The 13,282-nt window shown below is 36.9% G+C and carries 14 protein-coding genes, 1 tRNA gene, 1 pseudogene and 1 riboswitch; of the genes and pseudogenes, 11 read left to right on the top strand and 5 right to left on the bottom strand.

Going from position 1 to position 13,282, the window contains the following annotated elements:
• Window positions 1–50: 50 nt before the first annotated feature.
• A pseudogene (locus tag ACKXGF_RS08955) lies at window positions 51–857 on the bottom strand (ribonucleotide reductase N-terminal alpha domain-containing protein); the annotation flags it as partial.
• A 307-nt stretch (window positions 858–1,164) separates the two neighbouring features.
• On the opposite strand from ACKXGF_RS08955, the gene ACKXGF_RS08960 reads away from it, so the two are divergent.
• The gene (locus tag ACKXGF_RS08960) at window positions 1,165–1,557 is read left to right on the top strand and encodes a rhodanese-like domain-containing protein (RefSeq protein ID WP_411953428.1); all 393 of its coding nucleotides are present in this window, start codon (window positions 1,165–1,167) and stop codon (window positions 1,555–1,557) included.
• A gap of 42 nt (window positions 1,558–1,599) precedes the next feature.
• Here ACKXGF_RS08960 and gcvPB read toward each other — a convergent pair whose 3' ends face one another.
• The 3 genes from gcvPB to gcvT are packed head-to-tail and all read right to left on the bottom strand — an operon-like array spanning window position 1,600 to window position 5,532.
• Complete coding sequence (gcvPB, locus tag ACKXGF_RS08965) at window positions 1,600–3,066, bottom strand: aminomethyl-transferring glycine dehydrogenase subunit GcvPB (protein WP_411953429.1); 1,467 nt, start codon at window positions 3,064–3,066, stop codon at window positions 1,600–1,602.
• The gene (gene gcvPA / locus ACKXGF_RS08970) at window positions 3,059–4,408 is read right to left on the bottom strand and encodes an aminomethyl-transferring glycine dehydrogenase subunit GcvPA (protein ID WP_411953430.1); all 1,350 of its coding nucleotides are present in this window, start codon (window positions 4,406–4,408) and stop codon (window positions 3,059–3,061) included. Before gcvPA ends, gcvPB begins: the two co-directional genes overlap by 8 nt.
• Window positions 4,409–4,422: 14 nt before the next feature.
• Window positions 4,423–5,532, bottom strand: a complete 1,110-nt coding sequence (gene gcvT / locus ACKXGF_RS08975) for a glycine cleavage system aminomethyltransferase GcvT (protein WP_411953431.1) — start codon at window positions 5,530–5,532, stop codon at window positions 4,423–4,425.
• A gap of 149 nt (window positions 5,533–5,681) precedes the next feature.
• Window positions 5,682–5,779: riboswitch (glycine riboswitch) on the bottom strand.
• A 146-nt stretch (window positions 5,780–5,925) separates the two neighbouring features.
• Here gcvT and ACKXGF_RS08980 point away from each other — a divergent pair.
• Together ACKXGF_RS08980 and ACKXGF_RS08985 are read left to right on the top strand one after the other, a co-directional pair.
• Window positions 5,926–7,521, top strand: coding sequence for a DEAD/DEAH box helicase (locus ACKXGF_RS08980; RefSeq protein ID WP_411953432.1), 1,596 nt, complete (start codon window positions 5,926–5,928; stop codon window positions 7,519–7,521).
• Complete coding sequence (locus ACKXGF_RS08985; protein WP_411953433.1) at window positions 7,508–8,305, top strand: YqhG family protein; 798 nt, start codon at window positions 7,508–7,510, stop codon at window positions 8,303–8,305. Before ACKXGF_RS08980 ends, ACKXGF_RS08985 begins: the two co-directional genes overlap by 14 nt.
• Window positions 8,306–8,459: 154 nt before the next feature.
• Here ACKXGF_RS08985 and ACKXGF_RS08990 read toward each other — a convergent pair whose 3' ends face one another.
• On the bottom strand, window positions 8,460–8,960 hold the full coding sequence (locus ACKXGF_RS08990; RefSeq protein ID WP_411953434.1) for a shikimate kinase: 501 nt from the start codon (window positions 8,958–8,960) through the stop codon (window positions 8,460–8,462).
• A gap of 31 nt (window positions 8,961–8,991) precedes the next feature.
• On the opposite strand from ACKXGF_RS08990, the gene comGA reads away from it, so the two are divergent.
• The 8 genes from comGA (at window position 8,992) to ACKXGF_RS09030 (ending at window position 13,277) form a co-directional block, all read left to right on the top strand.
• Complete coding sequence (gene comGA, locus ACKXGF_RS08995) at window positions 8,992–10,044, top strand: competence type IV pilus ATPase ComGA (protein ID WP_411953435.1); 1,053 nt, start codon at window positions 8,992–8,994, stop codon at window positions 10,042–10,044.
• The gene (locus ACKXGF_RS09000; RefSeq protein ID WP_411953436.1) at window positions 9,974–11,017 is read left to right on the top strand and encodes a type II secretion system F family protein; all 1,044 of its coding nucleotides are present in this window, start codon (window positions 9,974–9,976) and stop codon (window positions 11,015–11,017) included. The genes comGA and ACKXGF_RS09000 overlap by 71 nt, the downstream gene beginning before the upstream one ends.
• A gap of 12 nt (window positions 11,018–11,029) precedes the next feature.
• A complete protein-coding gene (gene comGC / locus ACKXGF_RS09005; RefSeq protein ID WP_411953437.1) occupies window positions 11,030–11,329 on the top strand; it encodes a competence type IV pilus major pilin ComGC in 300 nt (99 codons plus the stop codon).
• Window positions 11,322–11,771, top strand: a complete 450-nt coding sequence (gene comGD / locus ACKXGF_RS09010; protein ID WP_411953438.1) for a competence type IV pilus minor pilin ComGD — start codon at window positions 11,322–11,324, stop codon at window positions 11,769–11,771. The genes comGC and comGD overlap by 8 nt, the downstream gene beginning before the upstream one ends.
• 272 nt (window positions 11,772–12,043) lie before the next feature.
• The gene (locus ACKXGF_RS09015) at window positions 12,044–12,508 is read left to right on the top strand and encodes a competence type IV pilus minor pilin ComGF (RefSeq protein WP_411953439.1); all 465 of its coding nucleotides are present in this window, start codon (window positions 12,044–12,046) and stop codon (window positions 12,506–12,508) included.
• Complete coding sequence (locus tag ACKXGF_RS09020) at window positions 12,462–12,863, top strand: hypothetical protein (protein ID WP_411953440.1); 402 nt, start codon at window positions 12,462–12,464, stop codon at window positions 12,861–12,863. Before ACKXGF_RS09015 ends, ACKXGF_RS09020 begins: the two co-directional genes overlap by 47 nt.
• Before the next feature lie 13 nt (window positions 12,864–12,876).
• Window positions 12,877–12,948, top strand: a tRNA-Gln gene (locus ACKXGF_RS09025).
• An 86-nt stretch (window positions 12,949–13,034) separates the two neighbouring features.
• Window positions 13,035–13,277 carry a DUF2626 domain-containing protein gene (locus ACKXGF_RS09030; protein ID WP_167264248.1) on the top strand — a complete coding sequence of 81 codons (243 nt, stop codon included), beginning with the start codon at window positions 13,035–13,037 and terminating at the stop codon, window positions 13,275–13,277.
• Window positions 13,278–13,282: the final 5 nt, after the last annotated feature.

Genomic DNA, 13,282 nt, shown 5'->3' on the forward strand with positions numbered 1-13,282 from the left:
TCGTGTAATAGGCTTTAGGGGTTTCCAGCAATTCACGAGATTTATTTTTAGACGAGGCACAACAATTTACCACGTCTCGAACCACCCTGCTCAACAAGGTGAGTAAGTTTCGCAATATCATCTAACCAAGAAACAGAACCAGATGATTTGCCGTTTACCCCACGGGCTAATGCATTTCGTGGACGAAGGGTCGAACCGTTCGTACCAACACCGCCGCCACGCGACATAATTTCCATCACTTGTTTACGGTGATCACTAATACCTTCTCTTGAGTCTTGGACAAATGGCATCACATAACAATTAAAGTAAGTGACATCTGTATTTGAACCAGCTCCATATAGAACTCGTCCAGCAGGAATGAAATTTAACTCAGATAATTCTTGATAAAATTTATTAAACCATTCTTGGCGTTTTTCTTCAGATGTTTCTACTTCTGCTAAACCAGTCGCATTACGCAAAGCAATTTGTTCGTAATAGACTTCGAGAGGTTTATCAACAGCACTTAAAGTTTTTTCAATTAAGCCCGTTTCTTGTGCTTCTTCGTTATCTAGTACATGTAAATAATCATCATCTACTCGAACAGTGGCACGGTCACCTTTTAATTCATAAATAAATCCTGTACCACGTGCAGGAAACTTTGGATCATCTTTCACTGTTAAGACGACAAAGTCACCTTCTTGAATCGTTCTCTTCTCCGTGTCCTTGAATGCATATCGGTCTAACATAACAAGTCGTGATACGCCTTTATGAGTCGTTGACATATCCGACGTGACCGGATGTACATTAGGAAATTGCTTAATGTCTTCATTTAATTGATCGACATTAATATGCAACCCTTTTGTTTTTACATCTTGCATTTCATGACCTCCTTCACGTAAAATCAAATCGTTACGTATTTTTAGTAACGTTTCTTATCATAGCTTATCAAAACTGAACCAAACAATCAATATATAGTGTTGTTTTTTGACGATTTATTCTATATATAGTGTTAAGGGCATATAAAGCTATAAAAGTCAAGTTAGTTTATTGTAAATAATAAGAATAATTGATTAGTATTAGGTCAAATGTCTGATGGCTAATTGAGATAGAAATCCTTTGAATCAAAAGCAGAAGCCTTATATAATGTATAGTGGACTGAAAATAGAGAAAGAGGGGAACATTAGAATGGATCTTATATTTACCATCCTGATTGTTGTAGCTGTATTAATTTTATTTTTCGTTTTACGAAGTGTTCAAAAACAAAAGCATGTTACAACCTTAACTGAAGAACAATTTAAAGAAAATTATCGAAAAGCCCAATTAATCGATGTTCGTGAACCAAATGAGTATGAACGTGGTCACATCCTAGGGGCCCGAAATATTCCATTATCACAATTGAAGCAACGAATAGGTGAGGTTCGAAAAGATCAACCTATCTATCTATATTGTCAAAGAGGATCCCGTTCAACGCGAGCTGCTAATATTCTCCGTAAAAAAGGATATTCTAGCTTGCATCAATTAAAGGGTGGCTTCAGTAAGTGGACAGGCAAAATCAAACAAAAGAAAAAAGGTTATTAAATAAAAATCCGTTGAGCTAACGTTAGCTCAACGGATTTTTGATTAATCACGATAATATCGAAGTATTGGTTTTCTGGCTGCAGTTGTTTCATCCATACGATCGACTACCGTTGTATGTGGAGCTTCTTGCACTGTTTCTGGATCTTCATGTGCTTCTTTTGAAATTTGATTCATAGCATCAACAAACTCGTCTAATGTTTCCTTCGCTTCTGTTTCTGTCGGTTCAACCATTAATGCCTCTTCGACATTTAATGGGAAATAAATAGTTGGTGGATGATAACCAAAGTCAAGCAGACGCTTAGCCATATCTAAGGTACGAACACCCATCTTCTTCTGATTTTTCCCTGATAAAACAAATTCATGTTTACAATGTTGATCATATGGCAACTCAAATTCTTCACTTAAACGACGCATCATATAGTTTGCATTCAGAACAGCACTTTCACTCACTTGTTTCAAGCCATCTGGTCCCATCGAGCGAATATAAGTGTATGCTCGAACATTAATTCCAAAGTTTCCATAATAAGGCTTAATTCGACCGATTGAATGCGGACGATCATAGTCAAAGAAATATTGTTCATCTTCACTTTTAGCAATTAAAGGTTTTGGTAAGAATGGCGCTAATTCATTCGTTACACCAACAGGACCTGACCCTGGTCCCCCTCCACCATGCGGTCCGGTGAACGTTTTATGCAGATTTAAGTGAACGACGTCAAAGCCCATATCAACTGGACGTGTGTATCCCATAATGGCGTTTAAATTCGCACCATCATAATACAGTCGACCACCAGCACCATGAACGATTTCAGCCATTTCGATAATGTCTTTTTCGAACAAGCCTAATGTATTAGGGTTCGTTAGCATTAAAGCTGCTGTATGTTCATCTACAACACGTCTTAAATCATCTAAATCGACTAATCCTTGCTCATTTGATTTAACTGTAACTGCCTCAAAACCTGCTACCGTTGCAGATGCTGGGTTTGTACCATGTGCAGAATCCGGGACAATGACTTTCGTCCGCTGATAATCCCCATTTGCTTCATGAAAAGCACGGATCATCATAAGCCCTGTCCATTCTCCTTGGGCACCTGCTGCTGATTGTAGGGTGACGTAATCCATGCCCGTGATGTGACTTAAAGATGTTTGTAAATCATACATCAAAGCCATAGCACCTTGAACTGAAGATTCAGGTTGATAAGGATGAATCGAACTAAGGCCTGGTAGGCGCGCTACATCTTCATTCATCTTAGGATTATACTTCATCGTACAAGACCCTAGTGGATAAAATCCTGAGTCAACACCATGATTGCGCTTTGATAAGGCTGTATAATGACGCATGATTTGTAATTCGCTGACCTCTGGTAAATCTGGGTCCTCTTGACGAATATACTGCTTCTGAAATTCTTCATCTAAGTTAACATCATCAACATCTAGTTCTGGTAAATGATAACCTTTACGTCCTTCTTTACTTAATTCAAAAATAACCGGAAAATCTTGTTCATTAGCCATTCAGCTCACCTACTTTCGAAACAAACTGATCGATCTCGTCTTTAGAACGTACTTCTGTTACAGCAACTAACATATGATGGTCATACTGCTGATCATCACGCCCTAAATCATAACCACCAATAAAGCCTTCTTCTAATAACGCCTCATTTAATTCATGAACAGGTCTGTTTAATTTCACAATAAATTCATTGAAAAACGGACCATCATATAATGTTTCAAGTCCAGCATTTTCAAATGCTTTTTTCGCATAACGCGCTTTTTTCATATTTAACTCAGACATTTCACGAACACCTTGTTTTCCTAAAGCGCTCATGGCTACTGATGAAGCTAACGCATTTAGAGCTTGGTTTGAACAAATATTTGAAGTGGCTTTATCACGACGAATATGTTGCTCGCGAGCTTGTAATGTTAAGACAAAACCACGACGACCTTCATCATCTGAGGTCTGTCCCACTAATCGCCCAGGTACTTTTCTCATCAACTTCTTGGTTGTTGCAAAGTAACCACAATGCGGACCACCAAACTGTGTAGGGATACCGAACACTTGAGCATCACCTACCACGATATCCGCACCAAATTCTCCTGGTGGCGTTAAGTACCCTAAAGCAAGTGGATTACTAGAGACAATCATCATTGTTTTCTGTTGTTCACTGACGAGTGATTGAACATCTTCAAGTGGCTCAACCTGACCAAAGAAGTTAGGATACTGCATGACGATACTCGCTGTATCATCATCTAGTTCTGCTTTTAACTGATCTAGGTCAGTTAAACCATTTTGATGATCGATTTCAACTATATCTAAGTTAAATCCTTTTGCGTAAGTATAAATCACATCTAATGATTCTGGATGAATGGCCTTCGATACAATCACTTTTTTCTTCTTAGTCTGACCGGCACTTAAGTTCACCGCTTCAGCCAATGCTGTACCTCCATCGTACATGGACGAGTTAGCTACCTCCATCCCAGTCATCTCACAGATCATCGTTTGAAATTCGAAAATCGCTTGTAATTCACCTTGTGAAATCTCAGGTTGGTATGGTGTATAGGCGGTGTAAAACTCAGAACGCGAAATAACATGATCTACTATTGATGGAATGTAATGTTCATAAACACCTGCACCTAGAAAAGAAATATGAGATTGTGTATGGCTATTCTGTTCAGCTAAACCAGCCATTTCTTTCTTAAGTTCAAATTCCGATTTTGCCGGTTTAATATTTAATTCACCAGTGAAACGAACAGGTTCTGGTATGTCTGCAAATAATTCATCAGATGATGAGACGCCAATGGTCTTAAGCATTGCCTGACGGTCTTCATCTGTCATTGGAATGTATCGATGTTGCATGATTAACTCACCTCTTATCCTCTTTTATAAAATGGTGTCGGCACCACTTTAGCTGATAATTGACGCTTTCGAACTTGCACACTTAATAGTTCTTCTTCATTTGCATAATTGACATCAATTAAAGCTAACCCTACATTTTTTCCTAATGTCGGCGACTGTGTGCCAGATGTGACAAACCCAATCACCTGGTCCTCTTTCAAGACATCATAACCATGTCGCGGAATGCCTTTATCAAGCATTTCAATGCCAACTAGTTTTCGACTTGGTCCTTCTTCTTTCTGTTGTTTCAAAACTTCTTTTCCGATAAAGTCATCATCTGTTTTTGTCTTCACGGCAAAACCAATTCCCGCTTCTATCGGCGTAATATCTTTTGATAATTCTTGACCATATAAAGCTAGATTCGCTTCAAACCGAAGTGTATCACGGGCACCTAATCCAATCGGTTGCAAGCCTTCAGACTCTCCTGCTTGCATAATCGCCTGCCACAACTCTCGTCCAGAAGCTGCGTTAATATAAATCTCGAAACCATCTTCACCTGTATAACCCGTACGTGAAACTAATGCTCCTTGCTCAACACCTTGAATCTTAACATTATCTTTAAACCGAAAGAATTTTATTTCACTTAAATCATCATCAGTAATGGTTTGTAAGATTGATTGAGCTTGAGGTCCCTGAAGTGCTAATTGAGCAAACTGGTCTGATTCGTTCGTAATGGTAACATTGCCAGATTGATGTTCTAGTAACCATTCATAATCTTTCACTGTATTAGCTGCATTAACAACCAATAAATAATCATGATCAGCTCGTTTGTAAACTAGAAAGTCATCAACTGTACCACCGTCGGGATAACACATCGCAGTGTATTGAGCCTGATTAATATTCAACTTAGTTACGTTATTGGTAATCATTTTTTGTAAGAACGATTCACTATCTGGTCCTTTCACCACGATCTCACCCATATGAGAAACGTCAAAAAGCCCCGCTTTCTCACGAGTAGCATGATGTTCTTCCTTAATTCCCGAGAATTGGACAGGTAGATCCCAACCGCCGAAGTCAACTGTTTTACCGCCCCACTTCTCATATTCTGGATAAATCGGTGTCCTTTTTAATTCAGTCACGTTCATTCCCCCTTGTAGAAGATTTTCACATTAAAAAAAGAGAATACCAAAGAAAGCTTGGTATTCTCCCTGTCCTTTCACCTGAAAGTTTCGCATGAGAAACATGCTTACATCGTTGGTGGTTGATGAATTTACATCAACACTCTCCAGAGGTGCGTCCTACAAGAGTCATGGTGCCTGAGAGATTCATACCCCTAAATGTACTTGCTCCGTCGGCGTCACGACATAGCGCGAGCTCTCCTCTTGTAATCATTCGCTTATATTATTCAATTATTTGTGCACACTATCAATATATATGTAGCAATGGTAATCGTGCAAAAAGTATGAATAAAACTTATATGTATTGTATCACAATCCTCTCACACGTGTAAGCGTTATCTTAAACTTTAGGTGATTAAAATGAAACCAACAATTAAAACGGATCATCTATGGAACTCTTTTGGGCAAGTCCTAGAAGGGCACCATAGTGACTGGGAAACATTTAAACAAGCGTATCAATTAAGCCAACTTCCTTTATCACAACAAAATGAATTAAAAGCATTGCAATACCTTCCCAATCTAACACTATTAGATCATCAAGAAGAAGCTGTCAAAAAAGTATTGCACAATATGCACGGACGCGCCATTTTAGCTGATGAAGTAGGCTTAGGAAAAACAATCGAAGCTGGTGTGATCCTTAAAGAACTGATGATTAAGGGGCTTGTACGCCGAGCTCTTATCTTGGTACCACCCTCCCTCTTATCACAATGGGAAAGTGAATTAAATCAAACGTTTTATATACCAGCTCGAGCCAAACACCGTTCTTATCCGTGGGAATCATATGAAATTGTTATTGCATCAATCGATCTCGCCAAAAAAGAACCCCATGCCTCATCATTACAAGAACAATCATTTGATTGTGTGATTGTAGACGAAGCTCATCGACTTAAAAATCCTAAAACGAAGAACTTTAAATTCGTTCAACAACTACAGTCGACTTACTGTTTGTTATTAACGGCAACACCGATTCAAAATTCAATCGACGATGTCTATTATCTCATGAAGATTGTCAGACCAGGTTTATTAGGTGATAGAAGATTATTTCATAAACGAGTCAATCATCGTCATGATGAAGCCATTCAATCACTGATACGCCAATCCATGGTTCGTACTCGAAAACGTGATATCGAAACTCAGTGGGGTGAACGACATATTGACACTATGTATGTTGATTTCACTTCAGATGAACAAGATTTCTATGAAAAATTAACTTCTTCAGAAACTAATCACCAACTAACAGCTTTAACATATGAGCGTGAGTTTTGTTCAAGTCGCGAAGCTTTATACGTCTCTTTGAAAAAACAAGATGAACAGCATCCCATGCTAGAAGAAATCGGTCAACTTCCTCATCATGCAAAGGCATTAAAGGCAATCGAATTAATCCAATCGCTTGATGAACCAGTGATTATTTTCACCGAATACAAATCAACTCAAGTCTATTTACAGTGGTTGTGTCAACATAATAATATTCGTGCCATTCCTTACAATGGAGATTTTAAGAAGAGTAAAAAACAATGGATGCTTCAACTATTTCAACAACACGGAGATGTCCTGATTACGACTGACGCCGGAACGGAAGGACTAAATTTACAGTATTGTCACCATATGATTCACTACGATTTACCTTGGAATCCAATGCGTTTAGAACAAAGAATTGGTCGTATTCACCGTTATGGCCAAACTCAGGACATTAATATTTATTATTTAATTTTATCTAATACGATTGAAGAGCATATTTGGGAAGTACTATATGAGAAGTTATCTGCATTTGAAGGGTTGATTGGTGAAATCGATCATATCTTAAGTTCTTATGGCTTATCCAATTTTGAAGATGAAATGACGTCAATTTATGAAGAATCACGTTCAAAAGCCGAAGCGGATATTAAAATAAATAATTTAATGTCTGTGATTGAATATGAACATCTCGAGGAGGGAACAAAGGATGAAACAAACTGACCTCAAACCTTTTGTTAAACAATTCTTCACAAAACATCATGCTCATATCAAAGATGAACGTGAAGACCTATTAACTGTTCAATTAACGAAATCTCTAGACCAACAATTAATGAATCGTCCTTTTTATTGGCAGTATGTTAATACAATGGGATTCGAAGGGGAACCCATGAGCGTTTCATTTGCTTTCTCCGATCAATACGATTTGCATACTGAACGTATTCATCTCGGCTCTCCACGTCTTCATCAAATATTTCAAATCGTGAAAAATGAAGGCGTTTTTGCCACCCTATTTGAGCAATCAGATTCCACTGACAACAGGCTCGATCCGTGGTTTGTGTTTAATGGTTATATTCAATATCAAGGGGCATGGCTTGAAGAGGAAAGTGTTAGCATCGGTATACTATTAACGAATGGTACAATGCGATTTGCTTGGATGGATGCTGTTATGAATATTCCGTTTGATCCTGTCATCCCTACTTATCAGTTTAAGTTACCTATCATTATTTCACTTGAACATGGTTTAGAAAAAATTATTAACGAATTACAATCACGTATTGAGAAGCAATCTAGAGAATTTGTTAAAGAATCATTATCGTTATACGAACAAGAACTGAGTTTATTAAACACATTATCCCATGAACAAGATGAAGAATCTAAACAATTTTATAATCATTCTCATGATCAAATCTATAATCGCCTATACCCTCGCATCGATATCAATTTAATTAACGCTGGATTATTTTATACCAATAGGCAGACAACTCAACGTTTAATCGATGCATGATCAGCGATGTTCAGCCATTCCAAAAAAAAAGTATTATCATGACTTAAAATAAATAACACGTGATTAAATGTTTATTTAAACAATTAATCACGTGTTATTATGTTTTTGGCTTTATATCAAGGGTTTTCATTAAATTGACTATTCTTATAACTTATTATATAAAAGAGATAGAACGTTCGATTTCTGTTGCAATTTGAATTGGACTTCGTTCATTTACAGAAACACGTATATCCGCACACTCCTCATATAAACCCTGTCTTCTTTCAAACAAAGCTTGACGTTGTTCTTTAGACTGTTTCCATAAAGGTCGGGTGTCATCATGACGCAACCTATTTTCCACTACATGGTAACTAACTTCTAACCATATTGTTTGAAAACAATTCTTTAAAATATCACGACTGTTCTGATTCATGACAATGCCACCACCCGTTGCTACAATAACGTTGGCCTCACTAAATTGATTTAACATTTTCTCTTCCACATGACGAAAGTACTCTTCACCATCTTCAGCAAAAATTGTCGCGATCTCTCGCCCTTCAAATTTAGTAATTTCATCATCAAGATCAATAAACTTTCTATGATTTTGACTCGCTAATTGGCAGCCAATTGTAGATTTTCCTGATCCCATAAACCCGATTAAAGCTATTGACGTCATGTCTCTACCACCTAAACATAAGGAGGCCCCAATGAAATCTCCAGAACAATTATCTCGTGAAATTTTGCACCATGCTGTTAAACATGATGCGACTGATATTCACTTTTCCCCAGAGGGAATCGAGGTCCCTATTTATTTTCGTATTAATGGCTATCGCTGGTTTTATCAGCGCATTACCATTCAAGAATACCAAACTTTAATTAGCTACTACAAATTTTCATCTGGAATGGATATTGCAGAAAAAAGACTACCACAAGATGGTACTCTCTCCTTTCATCAAGACCAAAATGCATTTTATTTACGATTATCTACCTTGCCTTTAAATGATCATGAAAGCCTCGCAATCCGAATCCTACCCGACCACTTTTTACCGACACTTGATTCCTTATTTTTATTTAAGGACCAGTACCAAACCTTACTAAATTGGATTAAGCAACGGGCTGGTATTATTTTGTTTACAGGACCAACAGGTAGTGGAAAATCATCAACTATGTTTGCACTTATGCAAGAAGCTATTAAGCAATTCGGTTATCAAGCAATTTCATTAGAAGATCCAATCGAAAGACAAGTTGATCAGATCCTCCAGGTTCAAGTCAATGAAAATACCGGATTTAATTATGATGTTGGTTTAAAAGCTGCATTAAGACATGACCCAGATATTATTACAGTTGGTGAAATTAGAGATGAATTAACAGCCTCCTTTGCATTTAGAGCCGCATTAACAGGCCACCTCGTTTTAACGACTGTTCATGCTAAAGACGCAGTTGGTACACTTGACCGTTTACGCGACATGGAGATTTCTACTACTGATTTATCGCAAACCTTAATAGGAATTGCATCACAACAACTTGTCCCACTAACAGACCACGCTAGAAATAACAGAGGTCAATCAAGGGCTGCGATTGCTGAAATATTAGAAGGAGAGCAACTTCAACAAGCCATCTCAGGTATCGCCGTCAATAATAATTCATCATTTACATCCTTTGATGAATTAAAGGAAATGGGGGTCAAGCATGGTCTTATCCAAAATGATTCATCGTCAAACATCATCAATCTCTCTCAAGGACCAGGTCGACTTTCTTAACCGTCTTGCTAAACTACTGAAACACAGTTTTACTTTAAGACAATCACTACAATTCATGTTGTACGATCCTAAGTTTAATTATTTAGCCAATGAATTCGTTATCCGTTTACAACAAGGTCAATCCATTGATTCTTGTTTTCGCGAATTAAAATTTCACCCCATCGTCAATGCATTCTTATATTTTTCAACTTCATCTGGCCATATGAGCTATCACTTAATTCAATGTTATAACTTATTAAAAATGCGTGTGGATTTTCAAAAGAAGCTCAAAGACATTACTAAGTATCCATTAATCTTACTCATTCTATCTCTCGTTATATTTTTCTGTATGAGTTTATTCCTGCTCCCCGTTTATAACAACACTCTAAATAGTATTGCTCAAGGAGCTTCTTACATTTGGTTTAACTTATTTGTTTCAATTGTGCAGGTCGTTATACTTGCAGGCATTCCCCTTTTACTAGTCACCCTATTCATAATAATGATCATCTATAAAAAACAATCTATTGAACAACAAATCACTACGCTTGATAAAGTCCCTCTAGTTAGAAACGTTATTCGTTTATCAACCACTGCCCAATTTGCTTTCCATCTCGGAGCGATCATTAGCAATGGAAAAACTGTTAAGTCAGGTTTATTGATCATGAGCCAACAAAGTGATCTAACCATTCTTGAATACTATGCTAAATCAATCTTAGTCGACCTAAAATTGGGTAGAACGTTGACGCAATCAACAAATGATCTCGAACTAATAGAAACGGACTTTAAATTAATGCTCAAACATAGTGTTGAGCAGGGATCCTTAGCAGAAGATCTACAAGCCTATGCAGCTATTGCTCTATCATCCCTTGAAGAGCGTCTTCAAAAACTCATGATGACGATCCAACCCATTATGTATAGTTTGTTAGGAATTATGATTGTCATTATTTATGTTTTAACGTTGTTCCCAATGTTTCAATTAATCAATCATATTTAGAGGTGAATAATCATGATAAAAAGTCAAAGAGGTTTTACATTAATAGAAATGTTAATCGTTATGTTAATCATTTCAGTGTTGCTATTACTAACTATTCCAAATGTCGTTAAACACAATCAATTAGTCGATGATAAGGGGTGTGATGCATTTGTTGATTTAGTTCAATCACAAGTTCAATTATATAAACTAGACAAAGGCGAATACCCAGCGACTGTAGAAGACCTAGAAACTGATGGTTATGTTGACCAGACTGAATGTTCTAATAATCAAACAATCACAATCAGCTCTGATGGGCTTGTCAGTCTTGAATGATTCTTTACTTATTCAAAAAGGGTTTACATTAGTTGAGACCTTAATCGTCTTAAGTATTGTTTTAACAGTTAGCCTTATGAGCTGGACAACGATTCAATCCATTCAACAAAAACAACTAGAGACTCATATTTTTGACACATTCGAACAGGATATCTTCTACCTCCAGCAATATTCCACGTTTCACCAAAAGGATCTCAGGTTACTTTTTTATCCAGATGAACAGCGATATATCATTTATAATAATCCATTTGACCCTCCTATTATTAGTCGTGAATTTAATAAGAATATTTCGTTTCGACTCTCATCTATTGGTAGTCAAATCCGTTTTAAACCATCTGGTACGATTGTGAATCCTGGTAGTTTATTTGTAACAATCGATTCTCAAGAATATCGAATTACATTTCCATTCGGAAAGGCTAGATATTATGTTACTAAAGAATAAAAATGGCTTTATTATGACAGATGCACTGCTCTCACTTTCTTGCTTATTGATAATTGTCACTATTTTACTGCCTTTTATAATAAAACTTAAAACTGAACAACACCATTTAAACCTTCAGCAAGAGGCATATTTCGTCATGCAAGATTTAAAAAATACAGCAAGCACTTCAGCCGGGTTAAATGAGGGATTTGATTTGTTGGATGATCATTTCAATATCATAACAACATCATATAAGAACCACCAGTTAATATGTGTCGAATGGGTGAAGGAAAATGAGGAAATCGAAAACTATTGTCAATATACTCCACTCTAGTCGAGGATACACTTTACTAAATGCTTTAATTGGCTTATCTATACTTCTTGTGATCCTCCCATTCACTGCTCCATTACTCAAAACATTGGATTCAATATCGACAGTCTATGATTTAGATCACTTAGAAATCCGTCAATTTGACTCCTTCATTTCATTTGAGCTCAATCGAAGTCAAAAGATTACGATTAAAGAAAAGCATGTTTCTTTCGAAAGATCTGACGGGCGTGTTATTACACTGGATCAGTATCAAAACCAGATTAGACGTCAAACCAATTATCAAGGACACACCACCATGATGTTTGATGTGACTGATTTTGCATTTGAACGGTTGAATGGAAACACATTTAAAATTTCTTTCGTAAAAGAGGGGAAATTAATTGAACAAGTCTTTCACCACTACAATATATCAACCCCTGAAATCTAAACGAGGTATCATTTTCCCATATTTTCTCGTTTATTTACTTATCATTTCCACGATCCTAACGACTGGCTTTCTACACCTTGTTTATCAAAAGGAACAGGTGATCTGGAGTCAGGAACAATTAATCATCCAAAACCTGATTACAACAGCGATTCATGACTTCAGAAAACAAGTACCACCCATTACATCAAATACGAAACAAGCTCAATATCTATACGAAACCGGAGAAGTAACAATCAATTATGCTGCTCATGATAAGCAATTTGTTAATCTTCACATGATTGTCACGACCAATGACCAAAATCGTTATGAACATATGACAAAAATCATGTATAATAATAGTGATGATACGTCATAATAATAATGTTCATTGGGCCATGGCCAAGCGGTAAGGCAACGGCTTTTGGTGCCGTCATGCGTAGGTTCGAATCCTACTGGCCCAGTCTTTTTTTCCTAAAACGCCATTTACATTATGAATATCATCGGATATAATATGTCTGACAAGTTCCTGTACAAAGGAGGAAGAGACATGGATCGTATGTTTCGTGTTTTAGCATTTTGGACGGGTCTTTTTTCTGCCCTTTTCTATACTGGCGAATTTATTGGCATGTCCGTATTATTTTTAGCACAAACGATCTTCTTTCTAGGGGTCGGTTTCTTAAACCTATCTGAACGCCTTTATATGTATATTTTTGGTGGTTATTTAACTGTATTCATGGTAGGTTTTACTTACTACGTAACATTCATATTGGAACCTGGATTTGGTCACTAAAAAAG

The organism is Alkalibacillus sp. S2W (genome assembly GCF_046764385.1).
GTDB classification, from domain to species: domain Bacteria; phylum Bacillota; class Bacilli; order Bacillales; family Alkalibacillaceae; genus Alkalibacillus; species Alkalibacillus almallahensis.

What these genes read in the sequence shown, in the direction of transcription:
- ACKXGF_RS08960 (WP_411953428.1), top strand. Translation starts at nt 1,165, where the DNA reads ATGGATCTTATATTTACCATCCTGATTGTTGTAGCTGTATTAATTTTA.
- gcvPB (WP_411953429.1), bottom strand. Translation starts at nt 3,066, where the DNA reads ATGGCTAATGAACAAGATTTTCCGGTTATTTTTGAATTAAGTAAAGAA.
- gcvPA (WP_411953430.1), bottom strand. Translation starts at nt 4,408, where the DNA reads ATGCAACATCGATACATTCCAATGACAGATGAAGACCGTCAGGCAATG.
- gcvT (WP_411953431.1), bottom strand. Translation starts at nt 5,532, where the DNA reads ATGAACGTGACTGAATTAAAAAGGACACCGATTTATCCAGAATATGAG.
- ACKXGF_RS08980 (WP_411953432.1), top strand. Translation starts at nt 5,926, where the DNA reads ATGAAACCAACAATTAAAACGGATCATCTATGGAACTCTTTTGGGCAA.
- ACKXGF_RS08985 (WP_411953433.1), top strand. Translation starts at nt 7,508, where the DNA reads ATGAAACAAACTGACCTCAAACCTTTTGTTAAACAATTCTTCACAAAA.
- ACKXGF_RS08990 (WP_411953434.1), bottom strand. Translation starts at nt 8,960, where the DNA reads ATGACGTCAATAGCTTTAATCGGGTTTATGGGATCAGGAAAATCTACA.
- comGA (WP_411953435.1), top strand. Translation starts at nt 8,992, where the DNA reads ATGAAATCTCCAGAACAATTATCTCGTGAAATTTTGCACCATGCTGTT.
- ACKXGF_RS09000 (WP_411953436.1), top strand. Translation starts at nt 9,974, where the DNA reads ATGGTCTTATCCAAAATGATTCATCGTCAAACATCATCAATCTCTCTC.
- comGC (WP_411953437.1), top strand. Translation starts at nt 11,030, where the DNA reads ATGATAAAAAGTCAAAGAGGTTTTACATTAATAGAAATGTTAATCGTT.
- ACKXGF_RS09015 (WP_411953439.1), top strand. Translation starts at nt 12,044, where the DNA reads ATGAGGAAATCGAAAACTATTGTCAATATACTCCACTCTAGTCGAGGA.
- ACKXGF_RS09030 (WP_167264248.1), top strand. Translation starts at nt 13,035, where the DNA reads ATGGATCGTATGTTTCGTGTTTTAGCATTTTGGACGGGTCTTTTTTCT.